Here is a 19,998-nt window from a genome sequence, read left to right as displayed (position 1 = left end):
AGACGATTGGGTTTTCAGGCTGTACAGATGTTGAGAGGGGGCTGAATTTATATTTTTGAAGTTTGGTTTTCAGACGGCCTGTTGTCGAGTTGAGTGTGGCCGTCTGAAAAAATCAGCTTTATTGTTTTGCTGCTTTGATATTGTCAATGAATTTGTCGAATAGATAGCCGACGTCTTGCGGGCCCGGGCTGGCTTCGGGGTGGCCTTGGAAGCAGAATACAGGTTTGTCTGTCAGTTCGATGCCTTGCAAGGTGTTGTCGAACAAGGATTTGTGGGTAATGCGTGCGTTGGTGGGCAGGGTGTCGGCATCGACGGCGAAACCGTGGTTTTGGCTGGTAATGACGACTTTGCCGCTGTCCAAATCTTGTACCGGGTGGTTGGCGCCGTGATGGCTGAAGCGCATTTTCAGAGTTTTCGCACCGATGGCGAGGCTGATCAGCTGGTGTCCCAAACAAATGCCGAAAATCGGTTTGCCGCTTTCCATCAGTTTTTGTACGGCTTTGATGGCGTAGTCGCAAGGCTCGGGGTCGCCGGGGCCGTTGGACAGGAATACGCCGTCAGGATTGAGTGCCAATACTTCTTCCGCGCTGGTTTGTGCGGGAACGACGGTCAGGCGGCAGCCGCGTGAGGCGAGCATGCGCAGGATGTTGGTTTTGACGCCGAAATCGTAGGCGACGACGTGGTAAGGCTGTTCGGAAGGGGTAACGAAACCTTTGCCCAATTCCCATTCGCCTTCGGTCCATTCGTAAGTTTCTGTGCAGGAAACTTCTTTTGCCAAATCTTTGCCGACCATGCTGCCGAATGCGGCGATGAGTTCTTGTGCTTTTTCAACGGTAGCATCTGCACCGGTCAAGATTGCACCGCCTTGTGAACCTTTTTCACGCAACAGGGTGGTTAGGCGGCGGGTATCGATGTCGGCGATGGCGACGGTTTTGTTGCGTACCAAATAGTCGTGCAGGCTTTCAGATGCGCGGAAGTTGCTGTGCAAGAGCGGCAGGTCGCGGATAATCAAACCGGCGGCGTAAACGCTGCGACTTTCTTCGTCTTCGGCGTTGGTGCCGGTGTTGCCGATGTGTGGGTAGGTGAGGGTAACGATTTGTTTGCAGTAGGAAGGGTCGGTCAGGATTTCCTGATAGCCGGTCATGGAAGTGTTGAACACGACTTCGCCGGAAGTCGAACCTTCGTAACCGATTGATGTGCCGTGAAATACGCTGCCGTCAGCGAGAACGAGAAGAGCCGGAGTGGTCATGATGGAATCCTGTTTGCCTGATGATGGTCGGTTCGAAAAAAATGGTCAGGCCGTCTGAAAAATAAAAATTGTTTACAAAAAAGACAGCCTTCGGAAATCTCGGCTAAAAAAAAACACGCTCCGCAGCATTGATTTTGCTGTGTAACGTGCTTTTTCAGACATAGCGGTCTATGCCGTAGAAGCAGTGTATTTTAAGTCAAAGTAATAGGAATTTCAAGCGTAGAGCCAATAATCGATAATTTAAAAACGTTTTATCTTTACGGTACAGTCCCTTGCTTTTGGAATGCCTGATGAATAAGGTTGAACTAAATATTCAGTCAGGCCGTCTTAAAACTGAGCAGGCAGATTGTTTCATTTTTGTTGTGTTTGAAATGCAGGTGTCGGGAAATTCAGCCGAATCAAACATGAAACAGGCTGTTTATGCTAGAATCGTAACCTTATAAAAAATAAAAACAACGTCATTTTTAGCTGAGATTATCCGATGAAAAAAGAACACATTATGCAAAACGCTCCATCAGGCCGCCATCGCCTCATTCATGCAAGCGTCGCTTCCGCTTTAGCGCTTATCAGCATTTCCGTTCAGGCAAATACGCAGCAATTTGCCCAAACTCCTTTTTACCTGCAAAACAAAACCGACGTCAGCGGCCAACCCAAAGTCAAACACAATATTATGTTTTTGATTGATGACTCGGGCAGTATGCAATGGAATGTACAAGGTAAGGAAACATCTGTACGGGCTGATAAAAGAATAACGATTACTAAGGAGGCCCTAAAATCGGTATTGAAAGAGTATGGCGAAAAACAACGATTCCAGTGGGGTTTGCAAACTCTGCATAACAATGGTCGTACTGATACTCCAGATGAGGGGGGCTTTACCGATGATTGGAAGGATGTTCAAAGGAGGGTAGATGGCATTGATCCTGGCCATGCTACGCCAATCACGCGCCGCTACTATGAAGTAGTCAAAAACTTTGTGATGCCCAATATCAAATACCGTTGTCAGAAGTCTTATGTGATTGTGATGTCGGACGGCGATGCCAATATGAGTTGTAGTAACCAGATTCCAGGTGAAGATCCTCGTTTATCTCGTAATACTAACTTCAACTACGATAGGGATTATTACTATTCAAACTATTACCGCGATATTGAACGTAGTGCGGGTACGTCTGCATACCAATATTTTGGTCCGTCTGAAGTGAAGGCTAATGATGATAGCTATGGGAAAGGTAAATTCTTTAATGGTGGAGGTCGTATCAAAGGATACTTTGATTTTCTACCTTATCAATATGATAATGATTTTGGCTTGCCTGAGAATGAAAAGAAATTGCTATGTCAATCTAGTAAATATAAGCATGAGTATGATCCTAATTATGGTAGGTATATGTGGGTAGCTGCAGGCGAAATTATTGTTCCTTATTGGGATAGGAACTATAAGGATGAAAAACGCGGTATGCGTTTCTTTAGCCAGACTTTGGCAGAAAAAGACATTAAAACAGCAAAAGACGGTTCAGATGCTGCGGGTAAGAGCTGGGATGGTGATCCAAGCGATCCCAAAGGCATAGATTACAGCAAGCAATTGGTTCAGACTTTTACTGTGGGTTTTGGTGAGGGGATCTCTGAAGTTGGGAGAGAGTATCTGGAAAAGGGTGCGAGCCGTCCAGACTGGTATTTTAATGCTGCGAAAAAAGAAGATTTGCTTGAAGCCTTTAAAACCATTGTCGACAATATTGAAAATGACAGCAAAAATACGAAATTTGAAGGAGTATCCTCTACTGCTCCGGCAACGACCAGTATGGGTATTCCCGATATGGCGGCAACGGTTCATTTGAATACCGGCTCTTGGAGTAGTCAATTGCGGTTTTATAAATTGAACCGTGATGGTACACCTATCAATACGACTGAGTTTGTTCAGCCATCATTTAATAACCGCCTTACTTTGGTTAATGACGGCAGTAAGACCTATTTCATCGATAGAGTTGCAGATAATGAGGCTTCAAATGCCGATTTTGGCATTTCAGACGGTAGTGCGAAAGATAAGTTGGAATGGAAAAATGCATTGCTGAAATGGACTGGCCGAGTAGGTAGTGATGAAACCATCAAAGCGGATGCAGAGACAAAAGGTTATAGCCAGTCTTATCGAATTCGTCCGACAGATTCTGCTGATTCAAGTAAAGATGAACGTAATTTAGGCGATATTTTAGATGGTTCGGTTGCAGCTATTGGCGATAAGCGCGACAACCGTCAAGAGTTTTTGGTCGCGGCTGCCAATGATGGTATGGTACATATTTTCCGTAATGGTACGTCTAGCAACCCTTATGACTTGAAACTCAGCTATATTCCGGCAGGTATGGAGCGCGAGGACGATCAAGGTCAAACGACAACTTTGGGCAAAGTTCTGAAAGATATTGCACGCGATGGTTACGGCTCCGGCACGCCACACCGTTATATGGTCAATGGTGGCTTTGTTCTTCGTCAAACACCTGATAAGCAAACCTTTATGTTTGGTGCGATGGGTCAGGGCGGACGCGGTGCGTATGCGTTGAATATTGGTGCAGTGGCTAATAGTGATCGTAGTGGTTGGAATACGACTGTGCCTCTGTTTGAAACAGAAAAAGGCTCTGGTAATAAGCTGGGTTATACCATTGGTTCGACGCAAATCGGCCGTGTTTCCATCAAGCGCGATACCACTCCGGTCAATCTCAAATCTGATGTGCGTTATGCGGGTTTCTTGGCCAGCGGCTATCGTACTGAAGATGTGAATAGTGCCGATAATGAAACGGCTTTGTATATCTATGATATGACAGGTAAAGAAGCGGGTACGCAAGATACCGGTAAAAGTGTTTCTAGTGCCGGTAATCTCTTGGCCAAAATTTCCGTACCGAATGGCAAAGGTGGCCTCTCTACTCCGACTTTGGTAGACACTGATTTTGACGGTATTGTCGATATTGCTTATGCCGGTGACCGTTACGGCAATATGTTCCGCTTTGACTTGAGTGGTGAAACACCGTCTGAATGGTCGGTGCAAATGATTTTCCAAGGTTCGGGTAATCAACCGATTACGTCTGCGCCTGCGGTATCACGCCGCAGTAAAGACAAGTATGTCGTTATTTTTGGTACGGGTAGCGAGATTTATCAGAATGAATTAGAAGGTACCAACGGCCAAATCAATGCCGTTTACGGTATTTACGACGATGTGTCTACTGATGAATCCAAAAAAGCAGTTTTGGCAAACAGCAGTGAGTTGGAACAGCAAACCAGAGAAAGTGACGGTGAACACATTTATGTCAGCGACAATAAGGTTGGTGAAGGCAAAAAAGGATGGAGCCTTACTTTGGGTTCGAATGAACGTGTGACCGTCAAACCAACGATGATTTTGCGTACTGCTGTTGTGACCATCCGCAAGTATGAAACTAAAACAACTCATACTGATTCTTCCAGTACCGATGTTTGTTTGCCGGACAGTACGTCCACACAAACGACAGCGAAAACGATTATTTTGGGTGTAAATGCTGAAAACGGCGGCCGTTTGGGCTTGCGTGATGCGCGTATTTCCAGCAAGGATCGCACATTTATCAAACGTGAAAATAATGGCCAGATTTATTACGCCAACGGTATGACTTTTGATGGTGTTATTAACTTTACTTATATGAATTCCAGCAAAGCCGACGATTCTCCGGTTACTGCCGATGGCGATAGCGGCGGCACAGGTACGGATAAGGAGTTGAATGCTACGCCGAGCGTGCCAAACAATAAATGTTTTGCAACCAAAGGCGATCGCAGTCTCTTGTCCAATCAATTGGACAGTCTGGAAGTTCAAGGCCGTACATGTGGACTCAAACGCATCAGCTGGCGTGAATTGTTCTTTTAATCTGTAAGGCTTAAGTATCGAGGCCGTCTGAATTTTTCAGACGGCCTTTTCTGTTGAGTGGTAATAATGAGAGATGCTGGATTAAAAAAATGGAAAAGTTTGTTTGTGGATATAACAGGGTTTGATCAAATTGAAAGCTTGGATAGAGTCAAACGGCAAGCTCTGGCCGTTTCTTTTTCTGCTTTCTGTTATTGGTTTGGGAAGTTAAAATGCCGTCTGAAAATATCTTTTCAGACGGCATTTGATTTAAAAAGAGCCAGTCAAGGAATGCATTGTTAGATGCTGTTTTTAATGATTTTCCGCAGGGTGGACAGTTGTCGGCGGCTGACGGGTAACGGGGTCGGAATATCGAGAATTTTAGCGCCCCATGTGGATGCGTATTCGTCGTTTTCGTCATCGTCCAGTCGAATCAGGCTGTCGAGGGTGTGGCGGAAGACGAGGGCATTGCGGTGGATGCGGATGACTTTATCGCCCAGCAATTCTTCCCAGTAAACCAATGTCTTCAGTAATTCGTAGCTGTGGCCGTCGCCGGTAAACAGATAGACGGTTTTGTGTTCCGCCATCAGGTAACGCGCCTGTTGCCATGGGATTTCAACCATACGCTCGCGGTTGTACACTTTGAAATGAGTGAAACTGTCTGCTTTTTCGCGGTTTTTCTCGATGATGCGGTCAAGCGCGGTTTGCAGGCGGGTCATTTTGATCGGTTTGAGCAGATAGTCTGCGGCAGCCAGCTCAAACGCGCGCAGGGCGTGTTCTTCGTAGGCTGTGGTGAATACAATTTCCGGCTGGCGCTTGGCGGTACGCTTAATGCGTTCGACAAATTCGAGACCGTCGATTTCCGGCATGCCGATGTCGGCAAAGACGATGTCGACTTCGTGGACGCTCAGCCACTCCAATGCTGGCATGGCATGGTGAAAGACGTTCAGCAGTACGACATTGCACTCTTCCAATAATACACGTAAGCGTTCTGCTGCTAATACTTCGTCTTCTACAATAATGGCACTTGGCATAGCGGTATTCTTTTTGTTGTATCGTGGGAGATCTGCCGCGTTTTGTCATCCTCAATAACGCGTCAGCCGTATGTTGTTACAACCTTGAAATTATCAGTTTGTGACAATTTTAGGAAATTTTTGGAATATACATGATTTCTTCGCTTCTTGGGCATGGTTTGGGATGAATCGGAAGATTACTTACATAATTTTATGAAATATTGTAATACCTAGAGTAATTTTGTTGTAATCATGCTAATTCAGTCCGTGATAATGGACGATTTTGGGATTTTGTCCATTTGCCAGTGTGTCACCGCCCAATCAAGCAATTCCTGCGGACGGTTCACAGCAGGTGCATCAGGTAGGTTGAGATAGGTTAGGACTTGGCGGAGAAGCTGTTCTTTTTGAGTCAAATCCAAAGCCGGGGCAAGGGTTTGTTTCGACCATTTTTGCCCTTGGCTGTTGGTCAATAGGGGAAGGTGGGCGTAGGCCGGTGTGGGAATGCCGAGGCATTGTTGCAGATAGATTTGGCGCGGCGTGGAAACGAGCAAATCTTGACCACGGACAATATGGGTTATTCCTTGATCGGCATCATCGGCAACCACGGCAAGCTGATATGCCCAATAGCCGTCGGCACGAAGCAGGACAAAATCGCCGATGTCGTGTGCCAGATTTTGTGCGTAATGTCCGACAATGCCGTCTGAAAAACCGATTACGCGATCGGGAACTTGAATGCGCCATGCCGGAGTTTTGTTTTGCGTATCGGGTCTTTGCTGAGGATTGCGGCAACGGCCGTTATATACAAATCCGTCTGCGCCATGTGTTGCCGCCGCCTGCCAGTCTTTGCGGCTGCAATAGCAGGGATACACCAGCCCGGCTGCTTTGAGGCGGTCGAGGGTGTCTTGATATAGGTCGTAACGGCGGCTTTGATAGGCGACTTCGCCGTCCCACTCAAAGCCAAAAGCTTCAAGCGTGTGCAAAATGTCGGCAGCGGCGCCGGGCATTTCGCGCGGGAGGTCAAGATCTTCAATGCGGACCAGCCATTTTCCCTGATGAGCGCGCGCGTCGGCATAGGAGGCGACGGCGGTCAGTAGGGAGCCGATATGAAGCAGGCCGGTAGGGCTGGGGGCGAAACGTCCTATATACATGGCAGGGTGGTTTTGTAGGGCAGGGGCAGTATGCCTGCACGGTATTCAAATCGTGATAGAAAAGGGCGTGCCGTACACGCCCGAATTTGGTTTTCAGACGGCCTGAGACTTTTCAAAATGATTTAAGTTTTTCGGCCGTCCGTTCAATCCGCTTAAGCCAAGGGAGCCAGTAGTTTGGCGAAAGCGTCTTCAAATTGTTTCAAACCGTCTTCCTGCAAACGAGTTGCCAAAGTTTCGACATCAATGCCGAGTTTCGCGGTTTCGGCAAGCTGCGCTTTGGCTTCGTCCACACCTTCGGTCAAAGTAGCTTTGGCGGTGCCGTGGTCGATAAAGGCTTTGAGTGTGGCATCGGGAACGGTGTTGACGGTATGGGCGCCAATCAGGCTATCAACGTACAACGTGTCAGGATAGGCAGGGTTTTTCACGCCGGTAGATGCCCATAAAAGTTGGACGCGGTTGGCACCTTTTTCGGCAAGTGCGGCAAATTCGCTGCTGCCGAAGTATTGCGCCCAATCTTGATAGGCGGCTTTGGCCAGTGCAATGGCGACTTTGCCTTTGAGGTGGTCGGGCAGGGTGGCGTCCAATGCGGCATCGACACGGGAAATAAAGAAGCTGGCGACAACTTGGATATGGGAAACGTCGTGTCCTGCTTCCAAACGTTTGGCAATGCCGCGCGTGTAGGCCGCATAGGCTTTGAGGGTTTGGGCGCGGGAGAAGAGCAGGGTCAGGTTGACGCTGATGCCGTCTGAAACGAGGATTTCAAGCGCTTCGATGCCTTCGTCGGTTGCCGGTACTTTAATCATGACATTTTTACGGCCGATGGCGGCGTGCAGGCGGCGCGCTTCTTCAACCGTGCCTTGTGCGTCTTTGGATAATTCAGGCGAAACTTCGAGGCTGACGAAGCCGGTTTTGCCGCCGGTGGATTCATGTTCGGCAAGACATACGTCGCAAGCGGCTTGTACGTCGGCAACCGCCATGGTTTCGTAGCGTTGTTTCGGGGTCAGGTTTTGCTGTTTGAGTGCGGCTACTTTATCGGCGTACAGGGCATCTCCGGCAAAGGCTTTTTGGAAAATGGCAGGATTGGAAGTTACGCCACACACACCTTGCTTCAGCATTTCTGCCAATTCGCCGCTTTGTACCAGCGAACGGGAGAGATTGTCCAACCAGATTTGTTGTCCTAATGCTTTAACGTCCGATAAAATAGTCATCTCTGATTCCTTTTACATAATAGGTTTGTTTGTGAAGTGGCGGTAATGCTACGCCGATTCGATGAATTTGAACAGTTTACAGCCGATTAATTTGGGCAAAACAAACCTAAATTCAAGCACGAAAGGTGGCTTTGATGGCGGAAAACACACTTTATCTCGACTGGGCGCGCGATGTATTGGATACGGAAGCCGAAGGTTTGCGCGAAATTGCGGCGGCTTTGGACCATGATTTTATCCGTGCGGCGGAAGCATTGTTGCACTGCAAGGGCAGGGTCGTCATTACCGGCATGGGTAAGTCCGGACACATCGGCCGCAAAATGGCGGCAACCATGGCTTCTACCGGCACACCTGCGTTTTTCGTCCATCCTGCCGAAGCGGCACACGGCGACTTGGGCATGATTGTGGACCACGATGTCGTGGTTGCCATTTCTAATTCCGGCGAAAGCGATGAAATTGCGGCGATTATTCCGGCGTTGAAACGTAAAAACATCACGCTTATTTGTATCACTGCCCATCCGACTTCGACCATGGCGCGTCATGCCGATATCCATATTACCGCGGCGGTTTCCAAAGAAGCTTGTCCGCTCGGCCTTGCACCGACTTCCAGTACGACCGCCGTGATGGCCTTGGGCGATGCGCTGGCGGTGGTATTGCTGCAGGCGCGAGCGTTTACGCCGGATGATTTTGCTTTGAGCCATCCGGCCGGAAGCTTGGGCAAACGCCTGTTGCTGCGCGTGGCGGATATCATGCACAAAGACGAAGCCCTGCCAGCCGTTTTGTTGGGCACGCCGTTAAAAGAAGCCATTGTCCGCATGAGTGAAAAAGGCTTGGGTATGTTGGCGGTAACCGATGCCGAAGGCCGTCTGAAAGGCGTATTTACCGATGGCGACTTGCGCCGTCTGTTTCAAGAACGCGACAGCTTTGCCGGTTTGAAAGTGGACGACATCATGCACGCCTCTCCGAAAACCATCTCTGCCGATCGTCTCGCCACCGAAGCTTTGAAAGCCATGCAAAGCGGCCATGTGAACGGTTTGCTGGTGGTCGAAGAAAACGGCGTGCTGATTGGCGCGCTGAACATGCACGATTTATTGATGGCACGAATTGTCTGAATCGACGGCAAAAACGTTTTCAGATGGCCTTATGCTAGAATAGGCCGTCTGAAACAAGGAAACCTTATGCAAAACCTCTCTTCCGACCTGCAACAACGCGCTTCAGGCATCAAACTGCTGATACTGGATGTGGACGGTGTTTTGACCGACGGCCGCATTTTTATTCGCGACAACGGCGAAGAAATCAAATCGTTCCACACTTTGGACGGACATGGTTTGAAAATGCTTCAGGCCAGCGGCGTGCAAACGGCGATTATTACCGGCCGCGATGCGCCTTCCGTCGGTATCCGCGTGAAGCAGCTCGGTATCAACTATTACTTCAAAGGCATTCATGACAAACGTGTCGCCTACGCCCAATTACGCGAACAGGCCGGTGTGGAGGAGCATGAGTGCGCCTTTGTCGGCGACGATGTTGTCGATTTGCCCGTGATGGTGCGTTGCGGATTGGCGGTCGCCGTCCCGGAAGCGCATTGGTTTACTTTGCAATACGCCCATTATGTAACCCGACGTTCCGGCGGCGCAGGCGCGGTGCGTGAAGTGTGCGATTTGATTATGCAGGCGCAAGGTACGCTTGAACCTGCTTTGAAAGAGTATGTACGATGAAAATCAGATGGCGTTACGGAATCGCCTTTCCGCTGGTGTTGGCCGTTTCACTCGGCGCACTGGCGGCGTGGCTCGGCCGCATCAGCGAAGTGCAGGTCGAAGAAGTCGTCCTCAATCCGAATGAGCCGCAATATTCGATGAAAGGCATCAACGGCAAACGTTTTGACCAAGAAGGCCGTCTGAAAGAAAACCTGAGCGCGGTCGATGCCGTCCAATATCCGAATAGCGCAGACGTGCATTTGGACAAACCACATCTTTCGTTTTACCGCGACGGCAGCCTGCTGTACGAAGTCGGCAGTGACAAAGCAGCGTACAATATTCAAAACAAGAAAGTCGTTTTTGAACAGAATGTTGTCTTAAACAAAGCGGCAGATGCCAAGCGTTTGGCCGGCATCGTCAAAACCGAACGCTTGAATGTCGATACCGAGGCGCAATACGCCCATACCGACAGCCCCGTTACTTTCCAATACGGACAGTCCAGCGGTCAGGCAAACGGCATGACTTATGATCACAAAACCGGTTTGCTGAATTTCCCTTCCAAAGTGAAAGCCACAATTTATGATACAAAAAATTTGTAAAACTTTAGCCCTTGTTGCCGTTTTTGCCGCCAGCCCGGCCTTTGCCCTGCAAAGCGACAGCAAGCAGCCGATTCAAATCGAAGCCGACCAAGGCTCGCTTGACCAAAACAACCAAAGCACCACCTTTTCCGGCAACGTCATCATCAAACAAGGCACGCTCAATATCCGTGCCGGCAGCGTGACCGTTTCGCGCAACGACAAAAGCGAGCAGTTGATGAAAGCCACCGGCTCGCCCGTCAAATTCAGCCAAGAGTTGGACGGCGGCAAAGGCGTAGTCAACGGCCAAGCCAATACCGTCATGTATTCTTCCGCAGCCAACCTCGTTACTCTGTCCGGCAATGCCAAAGTACAGCGCGGCGGCGATGTGGCCGAAGGTGCGGTCATCACTTACAACACCAAAACCGAGGTTTACACCATCAACGGCAGCGCCAAATCCGGTGTGAAATCCGCCGCCAAATCCGGCCGCGTCAGCGTTGTTATCCAGCCGTCCAGTACGCAGAAAAACAAATAAGAAAACACACAAAAAGGCCGTCTGAAAAAGTTTCAGACGGCCTGAGGTCAATATCGAAAGTCAACAGAATATGAGCGCAAACAACAGCCGTCTTGTGGTTCAAAACCTGCAAAAAAGTTTCAAAAAACGCCAAGTCGTCAAAAGCTTCTCCCTTGAAATCGAAAGCGGCGAAGTCATCGGCCTGCTCGGCCCCAACGGCGCGGGTAAGACCACCAGCTTTTACATGATAGTCGGCCTGATTGCCGCCGATGCAGGCAGCGTAATGTTGGACGGCCAAGAATTGCGCCACCTGCCCATTCACGAACGCGCCCGCCTCGGCGTTGGCTATCTGCCGCAGGAGGCCTCGATTTTCCGCAAAATGACCGTGGAACAAAATATCCGCGCCATTTTGGAAATCAGCATGAAGGACAAAAGCCGCATCGATGCCGAACTTGAAAAACTGTTGGCAGATTTGAATATTGAGCGCCTGCGCAACAACCCTGCGCCGTCCTTGTCCGGTGGCGAACGCCGCCGTGTCGAAATCGCGCGCGTGTTGGCCATGCAGCCGCGTTTCATTTTGTTGGACGAACCTTTTGCCGGCGTTGACCCGATTGCCGTCATCGATATTCAGAAAATCATCGAGTTCCTCAAATCACGCGGTATCGGCGTATTGATTACCGACCACAACGTGCGCGAAACCCTCAGCATCTGCGACCGTGCCTACATCATCAGCGACGGTACGGTATTGGCTTCAGGCAAGCCGGATGATTTAGTCAACAATGAACAAGTCCGTTCGGTTTATTTGGGTGAAAATTTCAAATATTGAATGCATATTTGACGGTATATGAGACCCTCATTTCAATTGAGGGCGGCTATAAATATTGGAATAATCACTAAAAATACAAATATAATACCGATAAACTAATCTTTCAGACGGCCTGCCGTATAAAGGCCGTCTGAAAAACTATCCATACATTTCGAATTAAACACTATGTCTTCACTCGTCCTTAAACTCAAACAGACCCAGCAGCTCAACCAGCGGCTGCAACAGTCTCTGCGCATCTTGCAGATGTCGGGTCTTGAGCTTGAGCGCGAAGTGGAAGACTGGTTGTCAGACAATCCTCTGCTTGAGCGTCCGGAAAGCGATGAATTTGCCGATAGCGGGCTCAACCGTGCGGTAACCATGCCGCGCGCAGGTCAGCAGTTGAGCGGCGACGATGCCGAAGATATTTGGAGCAACATCGCCGAAGAAGAGGATTTCAAACACTATCTGCATGCCCAAGTGTGCGAGCATCCGCTCTCGCAAGTGGAAGCGGCCTATGTTCACGTCTTGATTGATTTTTTGGACGAACAAGGCTACCTCACCGACAGCCTCGAAGAAATTATCGACCACACGCCGTTGGAATGGATGCTGGACGAAGAAGCCCTGCAAAACGCGCTGGATGTATTGCAAACCTTTGAGCCGCCCGGCGTGGCGGCGGCGGATTTGACCGAGTCGCTTATGTTGCAGTTAATGCGTTTGCCGGCTTCTCCTGCCCGACAAATGGCCGCGCATTTGGTGCAAAGTTCGCTTCAAGACTTAGGCAAAAACCGCAAACAAAACGTTCTGCGTTTCCGCAAACTTTATCCCGATACCGACAGCAAAACCATAGAAGCCGCGCTCGATATGATTGCCGGGCTCAATCCCTATCCAGCCTACGGCTTCGCCTCTGCCACGCCTACGCCTTATATTCAGCCTGACGTTTGGGTCAAAGAGGGCAAGGACGGCTGGGAAGTCATCAGCAACGAAGCGGCTTGGCCGAAGCTGCAGCTCAATCAGGAATATTGCGACCTGATGAAATCAGAGGAAGAGGGCGCACCGGAGTGGAAGGAAAAAATCAACGAAGCCAAGCAGCGCATTGATTCTTTGGAGCTGCGTAAAAGCACTGTCCTCCGCCTTGCCGAGTATATCGTCAAAAATCAGGAAGATTTTTTCATCTTCGGAGAAATCGGCCTGTCTCCCATGCTGATGAAAGATGCCGCCGCCGAATTGGGTTTGGCGGAAAGTACCATCTCGCGTGCCGCCAATCAGAAATATTTGTCTTGCCCGCGCGGCCTGTTTGCGTTACGCTATTTCTTCACACAGGCAGTCAATGCCGATGATGATGGCGAAGGGTTCAGCCAAGGCGCAATCAAAGCCGTATTGAGCCAGTTGATTGAAAGTGAAGACAGCAGCAAACCCTATTCGGACGAGACCCTCGTCAAATTATTAAAACAACGCGGCATTGAAATTGCCAGACGTACAGTTGCTAAATATAGAGAATCATTAGACATCCCACCGGCACACAAACGAAAATTTACCGAGTAGATATATTCCGATCCGTTTTGACGGACTAACCAACCGAAGGAGCTGTATCATGAATCTGAAAATCACCGGTCTGAATTTTGATGTTACCGAAGCCATCAAAAACTACGTTTCCGACAAGTTGGCACGAATCAGTCGCCACGCCGACAACATCATTTCCGTGACCATCACGCTCTCGGTGGAAAAAGTCAGCCAGAAAGCCGAAGCCGATGTGCATTTGGCAGGCAAAGATTTGCACGTTGAAGCGATTGAACAGGATATGTATGCCGCGATTGATGTTTTGATGGACAAACTCGACCGCGCTGTTTTGAAACATAAAGAAAAAAGCGGCGATGTCCGCAGTACTGTCAAACCTGCTGCCGAATAAAGTTTTTGTATGATAAAGGCCGTCTGAATATTCAGACGGCCTTTTGTTTTGCTAGATGTTTTAGACTGGCAATCTAGTTACTCACTTTTTCACCATTCCACGGTGCCACTTTAAACAGCAGCAACATGCCCGGTATGCCCAAAGCGAAACACAGCCAGTAGAAATTGAAGTAGCCCATCGCTTCAATCAGATAGCCTGCCGAAGCATTGATAAATGTACGTGGAACGGCTGACAGGCTGGTAAAGAGGGCTAATTGTGTGGCCGTAAATGCAGGATTGGTTTCACGAGCCATGTAGGCAACAAACGCCGCTGTACCCAGACCTACGCCCGCTGCTTCTGCCCCAATCACGGCCGCAAGCATCATTTGCTCTGTCAGTGTGATGGTTTCAAACTTGCCAAAATTTGCCAACCAAGCAAAGCCTAGAATAGTAACCCATTGCGCCACGCCGAAAATCCACAAAGCTCTATTGATACCGAGCTTTATCATCCAAATACCGCCTACAATACCGGCAATGACAGCAGGCCATAAACCGGCATTTTTGGCGATGAGGCCGATGTCGGTTTTGCTGAAGCCTATGTCCAGATAAAAAGGTGTAGCCAAAGAAGTGGCCATGCTGTCGCCCAGTTTGTAGAGAAAGATAAACAGCAATACCAATATGGCCTGTTTGATTCCTTTGCGGGAGAAGAACTCACTGAAAGGGTCAGAGACTGTTTGGGCAAATGTACGCGACACAGATGGTGGAATGTCAGGCTCTTTAGCTAAAAACAAGGTCATCAGCAGACCGGGCAGCATAAATAGTGCAGTAATGATGAATACGTTGTGCCAAGGCATCAAGTCGGCCAAAATCAAGCTGAGCGATCCGGGTACCAAAGCGGCGATACGGTAGGCGTTGACGTGGATAGAGTTGCCTAAGCCTAATTCTTCATCTGACAAAATTTCGCGGCGAAATGCATCCAATACAATATCTTGGCTGGCAGAGAAAAAAGCGACCACCAACGATAAGCCCATAATTACATATAAATGCTGAGCAGGATTTAGGAAGGCATAAATGAGCAAGGTCAGCAGCAAACCAATTTGCGTAACCAGCATCCAACCGCGTCGCCGTCCTAAAAAAGGTAATCTGACCAAATCAATGACGGGAGACCAGATAAATTTCCAAGTGAAAGGCAGCCCGATAAGTGCCATCAGGCCGATGGTTTTCAAATCGACATGTTCGCTGCGCAACCATGCCGGAATCAGGTTGATCAGAAAATAAAGCGGCAACCCCGAAGTGAAGCCTGTGAAAATGCAGATCAGCATTTTGCGCGAGAAAATTCGCTGCATAGTGCTGGTTTGGGGTGCGTTGGTCATAGTGGAATCAATAAAAAAGAAAAGGGATATTGTAGCAAAGATGGGGGATATGGCGAATGAACTTCTGCTATCTTTATTGAATAATAAAAGGCCGTCTGAAACTTTGACAAATTAAGTTTCAGACGGCCTTTTGTTGGAACAAGCCGATAGGTTTTTGAAATGTCCGTAAGACAGGCAGATATGTTTGTTTTACGGATATTTTATTTTCAGACGGCCTTCGATGCTGCGTTGCAGTTGCGGTAGAAGGCAATCAGACCGTTGGTGGAGCTGTCGTGTGCCGGGGTGCCGCGTTCGAGTTCGGGTTCGATGGTTTTGGCCAGCTCTTTACCGTATTCCACGCCCCATTGGTCGAAGGGGTTGATACGCCAAATTACGCCCTGAACGAAGGTGCGGTGTTCGTAGGCTGCCATCAGCATGCCGAGGTTGAAAGGTGTCAGGCTGTCGATGAGCAAGCTGTTACTCGGACGGTTGCCGGGGAATTCTTTTTGCGGCGCAAGACGGTCGCGTTCGTCTTGGGGCAGTGCGGCCAATTCGACTTGTACTTCGTCTAAGGTCTTGCCTTTCATCAGCGCTTCGGCTTGGGCGAAGGCATTGGCAACAGTAAAGCGGTGTTGGCGGTGGTTGCCGTAGATTGTGGTCATGGGGACGATGAAATCAACGGGAATCAGACGCGTACCTTGGTGCAGAAGCTGGAAGTAGGCATGTTGGCAGTTGACGCCTTCATCGCCGAAGACAATGCCGCCGGTGGTGCAGGAAACGGGTTGGCCGTCTGAAGTACGCTGTTTGCCGAGGCTTTCCATATCGAGCTGGTTGAGCCATGGGGTAAAGAGGCGCATATTGTGGCTGTATGGGACAACGGTTTGGCCGTCTGAATGTTGGAAGTTGTTGTACCAAACATTGATGAGTGCCATCAGGACGGGAATGTTGCGGCGGAATGGGGCCTCGAAGAAATGGGTGTCCATCGCGTGTGCACCGGCCAGCATTTTGCGGAATGCTTTTTCGCCGACTGCAACCATCAGCGGCAGGCCGATAGGCGACCAGACGGAATAGCGGCCGCCGACCCAGTCGGACATAGCAAAGACTTTGTCGGGGGAGATACCGAAATTTTGGGCTACGGCCACATCGGCGGAAATGGCGCAGAAGTGGCGGTAGATGCCGGAATCAGGCAAACCTGCATCACGGTACCAAGTACGCGCCGCATAGGCATTGAGCAGGGTTTCTGGTGTGCGGAATGATTTACTGGCAATGCTGAATACGGTGGTTTCGGGGTTGAGACCGAGAAGGGTTTGGGTCAGGTCGGCATCATCGGAGTTGCTGACAAAGTGGACGCGGATGTTCTGCCAATAGGGTTGCAGCGCCTGTGTGGCCATGCGCGGGCCTAAATCGGAGCCGCCGATGCCGATGTGAACCAGGTCGGTAATCGGTTTGCCGGTAATGCCTGCGTGGGTGCCGTCTAAAAGTTGGCGTGCGAACTCGAGTGCGCGGTTGAGTTCGTGATGAACATTGGGCACGATGTTTTCGCCGTCAACGTAAACAGGTTTGGCATTGGCAGGCAGGCGCAGAGCAGTGTGGAGAACGGCGCGGTGTTCGCTGGTGTTGATTTTTTCACCGCTGCTCATGGCCTGCATATATTGTGGCAAATCGGCTGCTTCGGCCAGTTGGCACAATAAATCAAGGGTATTTTCATCCAGACGGTTTTTGCTGTAATCAAATAACAAACCGTGCAGAATTTCGTGCATATTGTTGAAACGTTCGGCATCTGCAGCGAAACGTTCGCGCAGGGTAACGTGTTGCGTATCGGCATGATGGGCTTCCAAGGCCTGCCATGCGTCTGAGTATGCGGTCATCTCGTTTCCTTAGTATGTAACGGTAAAATAAGCAGGATAGATAGGTATTTCCTGCTTTTTTGTAGTGGCTTGTAGTTTAACAAATTTGAACAGGTTTTGGGGGGGGGCGGGGGTGTTTTTGTTTAAGAAATGTATGCAAAATGAAAAAGAAATGATTGATTATCATCAAGTTTCTGTAAAAAAAAGGGGTATGACACCGATGTCTGCTGTGTTATCCTATGTAACATTATTGAAATCTTGTCGGGACGGGTCCGTAAGATGGCTACAATTTATGATGTCGCTGCTTATGCCGGGGTATCTCCCAAGACGGTCAGCCGGGTGATTAACGGCGATGCGCCGGTCAGTGATAAAACCCGTTCTAAAGTAGAAACAGCGATTGCTGCTTTGGGCTATATCCCGTCTTCTGCGGCGCGGATTATGCGGTCACACCGTTCCGGCTTGGTCGGTCTGATTACCGGCGCCATTTCGCGGACAGGCGAGAATACGGGCGGACACGGCATACCGGATATGTTCTTGATTAAGGGCATTCAGCAGCAGATTCGTGCACAAGGCAAGATTTTGATGATTGCCGACATCGACAACAAGCCAGGGCAGCCCGGTCAGATGGAGCCGCTGATCCGTACCTTTATGGAGCATCGTGCCGAGGGGATTTTATATGTGGCCGGTTTCCATCAGGAAGTATTGCTGCCGGAAGTGCCCAACCGTTGCCCGATGGTGTTGGTCAACTGTTTCGATTTGGCAGGTACGCCGTCGGTTTTGCCGGACGATGAAGCAGGGCAGTATGGCTTGGTGCGCCGGATTATCCAAAGCGGACACAAACGGATTGCTTATGTGACTTTGCAGCCGGGCGTAGAAGCAACGAGATTGAGATTGGCCGGATACCGCCGGGCTTTGGCGGATGCGGATATTGTCTTCGATCCTGATTTGGTGCAAACTGGTTATCCTGACTTCAGCAATGACAGCGGATCTTTGATTTCGGCTATTTTGAAACTGTTGTCTTTGACGCTTCCGCCGACGGTCATTTGCTGCGGTAACGATGAAATGGCAGTACGCGTGTACGGGATTTTGAGGACGCGCGGCGTGCGGGTTCCCGAGCAAGTTTCGGTTGCCGGCTATGATAACCACAGCGCGATTGCGGAGACGCTGTTTCCGCCGTTGACCAGTACCGAGCTGCCTTATCTGCGCATGGGCGCGATGGCGGCGGATTTGCTGTTTCAATACATTGAACACCCGACCGGCTCGGTTCAGTCAGTCAAGGTCGTTGGGGAAACCATCTGGCGTCAGTCTGTGATTAATAAATAGTTTCAGACGGCCTGAAAATAAGCTTTAAACAACGCAAACACACATCAAAATAAGATTATGTAAACGGTCAAAATAAAGGCCGTCTGAAAACAGGATTGCCTCATTAAAAAGGCGGCCCAATACAATAAAAGCGTCATACCGCTGAAATTGGAGTTTGTTGTTTCCATAGTTTATTATCCAGGAGTAGCCTTACTATGAAAATCTCCCCACAAGTGGCGATGACACTTCGCCAGATTATGCTGATGAACTTCGGTTTCTTCGGTATTCAATATAGCTTCGGGTTGCAGCAAACTGCGATTAACCCGATTTTCAGCTTTCTTCATGCCGATCCGAGCCAATTGCCGATTTTGAATATGGCAGGCCCGATTACCGGTTTGCTGGTGCAGCCGATGATTGGTGCGATGAGTGACCGCACTTGGGTGCCCGGATTGGGCCGCCGCCGTCCGTATTTCTTGATTGGCGCCATTGGTTGCAGTCTCTGTCTCTTTATCTATCCGCACGTTACCGCCTTGTGGGTGGCCGTATTGCTGCTGTGGCTCTTGGACATCAGTAATAATACTGCAATGGAACCTTTCCGTGCCTTCATTGCCGATACCGTTCCTGAACACCAGCAATCCACCGGTTTCTTGATGCAGTCTGTGTTTACCGGCTTGGGCATTACCCTGGCCAACGTTTCCCTCTATATCTTCCAACAAATCGGCTGGTTGCAACAAACTTCCGAAGCAGGCATTCCGTATTGGGTATTCGGTTCGTTTTATATTGGTGCGGTCTGCTCCATCGGTTCGGTTTTGATTACCGTTTTATCAACGGCCGAACGCGAGCCCAGCCCTGAAGAAATGGCGGCCATTAAAGCCCAGCCGAGCGGTCCGGCCCATGCTGTTAAAGATATTGTCGTTGCCGTGCGCGAAATGCCGACTGCCCTGTGGCAACTGGCCTTGGTGTATCTCTTCCAATGGTACGCGCTCTTCATCTACTGGCAATATATTTCCCACAGTATCGTCCAATCCGTCTGGGATTCGACCGTTGAAAATACCGAAGCGTATAGCCAAGCGGTTGCATGGACCGGCCTGGTAAACGGTTTTTACAACGTGATAACCTTTATCTCCGCCTTTGGCCTGATGTGGATGGCGCGCAAATACGCCGCCAAATATGTTCACGCCTTTGCCGTAACCCTTGCCGCACTAGCCTTGCTCACCATTCCGCACATCGGCAACAAATACCTGATGTTTGCGCCGATGATTGGTTTCGGTGTCGGTTGGGCAAGTATGATGGGCGTGCCGTTTATGATTGTGGTCGGTTCTATTCCGAAAGAACGTTACGGCGTGTACATGGGTATTGTGAACATGATGATTGTGATTCCAATGCTGATTGAAACCGTATCTTTCGGCTGGGTGTACAGAACTTTCTTGGGTTCAAACCCTGCCAACGCGATGACTTTTGCCGGTGTTTCCCTGGCCATTGCCGCAGCGGTGACCTTAACCATTAAAACTGCGGCCAAACCGGCTACTGCAGAATAACGAAGTTTTGATTTAAAACCAAAATGAA

17 protein-coding genes are annotated in these 19,998 nt (G+C 49.5%); 11 read left to right on the top strand and 6 right to left on the bottom strand.

What is annotated here, in order from left to right; genetic code table 11:
* Window positions 1-118 precede the first annotated feature (118 nt).
* Window positions 119-1,249 (bottom strand): glutamine-hydrolyzing carbamoyl-phosphate synthase small subunit, encoded by a 1,131-nt coding sequence (carA, locus tag HMPREF2871_RS09690; protein ID WP_049344523.1) that lies wholly within the window; start codon window positions 1,247-1,249, stop codon window positions 119-121.
* A gap of 481 nt (window positions 1,250-1,730) precedes the next feature.
* Between carA and pilC the strand changes: the two genes are divergently transcribed.
* Window positions 1,731-5,117 (top strand): PilC family type IV pilus tip adhesin, encoded by a 3,387-nt coding sequence (gene pilC, locus HMPREF2871_RS09685; RefSeq protein WP_049344521.1) that lies wholly within the window; start codon window positions 1,731-1,733, stop codon window positions 5,115-5,117.
* A gap of 66 nt (window positions 5,118-5,183) precedes the next feature.
* Window positions 5,184-5,396, top strand: a complete 213-nt coding sequence (locus tag HMPREF2871_RS11990; protein WP_049344519.1) for a hypothetical protein — start codon at window positions 5,184-5,186, stop codon at window positions 5,394-5,396.
* On the opposite strand, the gene HMPREF2871_RS09675 is transcribed toward HMPREF2871_RS11990, so the two are convergent.
* The 3 genes from HMPREF2871_RS09675 to tal all read right to left on the bottom strand — a co-directional run bounded on the left by HMPREF2871_RS09675 (window position 5,393) and on the right by tal (window position 8,462).
* Entirely contained in the window at window positions 5,393-6,127 is a 735-nt protein-coding gene (locus HMPREF2871_RS09675; RefSeq protein WP_049344517.1) for a LytR/AlgR family response regulator transcription factor, read from the bottom strand. The genes HMPREF2871_RS11990 and HMPREF2871_RS09675 overlap by 4 nt on opposite strands.
* 239 nt (window positions 6,128-6,366) lie before the next feature.
* Entirely contained in the window at window positions 6,367-7,254 is an 888-nt protein-coding gene (gluQRS, locus tag HMPREF2871_RS09670; RefSeq protein ID WP_049344515.1) for a tRNA glutamyl-Q(34) synthetase GluQRS, read from the bottom strand.
* 152 nt (window positions 7,255-7,406) lie between these two features.
* Entirely contained in the window at window positions 7,407-8,462 is a 1,056-nt protein-coding gene (gene tal, locus HMPREF2871_RS09665; protein WP_004518856.1) for a transaldolase, read from the bottom strand.
* A gap of 134 nt (window positions 8,463-8,596) precedes the next feature.
* On the opposite strand from tal, the gene HMPREF2871_RS09660 reads away from it, so the two are divergent.
* From HMPREF2871_RS09660 to raiA, 7 genes are all read left to right on the top strand, one after another.
* Window positions 8,597-9,571, top strand: coding sequence for a KpsF/GutQ family sugar-phosphate isomerase (locus HMPREF2871_RS09660; protein ID WP_004518855.1), 975 nt, complete (start codon window positions 8,597-8,599; stop codon window positions 9,569-9,571).
* 66 nt (window positions 9,572-9,637) lie between these two features.
* The gene (locus tag HMPREF2871_RS09655; protein WP_004518854.1) at window positions 9,638-10,174 is read left to right on the top strand and encodes a KdsC family phosphatase; all 537 of its coding nucleotides are present in this window, start codon (window positions 9,638-9,640) and stop codon (window positions 10,172-10,174) included.
* On the top strand, window positions 10,171-10,752 hold the full coding sequence (gene lptC / locus HMPREF2871_RS09650; RefSeq protein ID WP_004518853.1) for an LPS export ABC transporter periplasmic protein LptC: 582 nt from the start codon (window positions 10,171-10,173) through the stop codon (window positions 10,750-10,752). Before HMPREF2871_RS09655 ends, lptC begins: the two co-directional genes overlap by 4 nt.
* Window positions 10,733-11,263: a lipopolysaccharide transport periplasmic protein LptA gene (lptA, locus tag HMPREF2871_RS09645; RefSeq protein ID WP_004518852.1), complete on the top strand. Its 531-nt coding sequence runs from the start codon at window positions 10,733-10,735 to the stop codon at window positions 11,261-11,263. The genes lptC and lptA overlap by 20 nt, the downstream gene beginning before the upstream one ends.
* Window positions 11,264-11,333: 70 nt before the next feature.
* Complete coding sequence (gene lptB, locus HMPREF2871_RS09640) at window positions 11,334-12,068, top strand: LPS export ABC transporter ATP-binding protein (RefSeq protein WP_003679854.1); 735 nt, start codon at window positions 11,334-11,336, stop codon at window positions 12,066-12,068.
* 165 nt (window positions 12,069-12,233) lie between these two features.
* Window positions 12,234-13,589 carry an RNA polymerase factor sigma-54 gene (rpoN, locus tag HMPREF2871_RS09635; protein ID WP_004518851.1) on the top strand — a complete coding sequence of 452 codons (1,356 nt, stop codon included), beginning with the start codon at window positions 12,234-12,236 and terminating at the stop codon, window positions 13,587-13,589.
* Window positions 13,590-13,638: 49 nt separating this feature from the next.
* Window positions 13,639-13,953: a ribosome hibernation-promoting factor, HPF/YfiA family gene (gene raiA, locus HMPREF2871_RS09630; RefSeq protein WP_004518850.1), complete on the top strand. Its 315-nt coding sequence runs from the start codon at window positions 13,639-13,641 to the stop codon at window positions 13,951-13,953.
* Between the two features lie 73 nt (window positions 13,954-14,026).
* Here the strand turns inward: raiA and HMPREF2871_RS09625 are convergent, their stop codons facing one another.
* Both HMPREF2871_RS09625 and pgi read right to left on the bottom strand, forming a co-directional pair.
* A complete protein-coding gene (locus tag HMPREF2871_RS09625) occupies window positions 14,027-15,304 on the bottom strand; it encodes an AmpG family muropeptide MFS transporter (protein WP_224783385.1) in 1,278 nt (425 codons plus the stop codon).
* 206 nt (window positions 15,305-15,510) lie between these two features.
* Entirely contained in the window at window positions 15,511-17,151 is a 1,641-nt protein-coding gene (gene pgi, locus HMPREF2871_RS09615) for a glucose-6-phosphate isomerase (protein ID WP_049344513.1), read from the bottom strand.
* Window positions 17,152-17,409: 258 nt separating this feature from the next.
* Here pgi and HMPREF2871_RS09610 point away from each other — a divergent pair, with 258 nt between their 5' ends.
* Together HMPREF2871_RS09610 and HMPREF2871_RS09605 are read left to right on the top strand one after the other, a co-directional pair.
* Window positions 17,410-18,453 (top strand): LacI family DNA-binding transcriptional regulator, encoded by a 1,044-nt coding sequence (locus HMPREF2871_RS09610; RefSeq protein WP_049344511.1) that lies wholly within the window; start codon window positions 17,410-17,412, stop codon window positions 18,451-18,453.
* 194 nt (window positions 18,454-18,647) lie between these two features.
* Window positions 18,648-19,970, top strand: a complete 1,323-nt coding sequence (locus HMPREF2871_RS09605) for an MFS transporter (protein ID WP_049344509.1) — start codon at window positions 18,648-18,650, stop codon at window positions 19,968-19,970.
* Window positions 19,971-19,998 lie beyond the last annotated feature (28 nt).

Origin of the sequence: Neisseria sp. HMSC067G12 (assembly GCF_001812725.1) — a bacterium.
GTDB lineage: Bacteria > Pseudomonadota > Gammaproteobacteria > Burkholderiales > Neisseriaceae > Neisseria > Neisseria perflava.
This window is presented reverse-complemented; position numbering and strand designations above follow the sequence as displayed.

Coding starts and splice junctions, on each gene's coding strand:
- carA (WP_049344523.1), bottom strand. CDS start 1,249: ATGACCACTCCGGCTCTTCTCGTTCTCGCTGACGGCAGCGTATTTCAC.
- pilC (WP_049344521.1), top strand. CDS start 1,731: ATGAAAAAAGAACACATTATGCAAAACGCTCCATCAGGCCGCCATCGC.
- HMPREF2871_RS11990 (WP_049344519.1), top strand. CDS start 5,184: ATGAGAGATGCTGGATTAAAAAAATGGAAAAGTTTGTTTGTGGATATA.
- HMPREF2871_RS09675 (WP_049344517.1), bottom strand. CDS start 6,127: ATGCCAAGTGCCATTATTGTAGAAGACGAAGTATTAGCAGCAGAACGC.
- gluQRS (WP_049344515.1), bottom strand. CDS start 7,254: ATGTATATAGGACGTTTCGCCCCCAGCCCTACCGGCCTGCTTCATATC.
- tal (WP_004518856.1), bottom strand. CDS start 8,462: ATGACTATTTTATCGGACGTTAAAGCATTAGGACAACAAATCTGGTTG.
- HMPREF2871_RS09660 (WP_004518855.1), top strand. CDS start 8,597: ATGGCGGAAAACACACTTTATCTCGACTGGGCGCGCGATGTATTGGAT.
- HMPREF2871_RS09655 (WP_004518854.1), top strand. CDS start 9,638: ATGCAAAACCTCTCTTCCGACCTGCAACAACGCGCTTCAGGCATCAAA.
- lptC (WP_004518853.1), top strand. CDS start 10,171: ATGAAAATCAGATGGCGTTACGGAATCGCCTTTCCGCTGGTGTTGGCC.
- lptA (WP_004518852.1), top strand. CDS start 10,733: ATGATACAAAAAATTTGTAAAACTTTAGCCCTTGTTGCCGTTTTTGCC.
- lptB (WP_003679854.1), top strand. CDS start 11,334: ATGAGCGCAAACAACAGCCGTCTTGTGGTTCAAAACCTGCAAAAAAGT.
- rpoN (WP_004518851.1), top strand. CDS start 12,234: ATGTCTTCACTCGTCCTTAAACTCAAACAGACCCAGCAGCTCAACCAG.
- raiA (WP_004518850.1), top strand. CDS start 13,639: ATGAATCTGAAAATCACCGGTCTGAATTTTGATGTTACCGAAGCCATC.
- HMPREF2871_RS09625 (WP_224783385.1), bottom strand. CDS start 15,304: ATGACCAACGCACCCCAAACCAGCACTATGCAGCGAATTTTCTCGCGC.
- pgi (WP_049344513.1), bottom strand. CDS start 17,151: ATGACCGCATACTCAGACGCATGGCAGGCCTTGGAAGCCCATCATGCC.
- HMPREF2871_RS09610 (WP_049344511.1), top strand. CDS start 17,410: ATGGCTACAATTTATGATGTCGCTGCTTATGCCGGGGTATCTCCCAAG.
- HMPREF2871_RS09605 (WP_049344509.1), top strand. CDS start 18,648: ATGAAAATCTCCCCACAAGTGGCGATGACACTTCGCCAGATTATGCTG.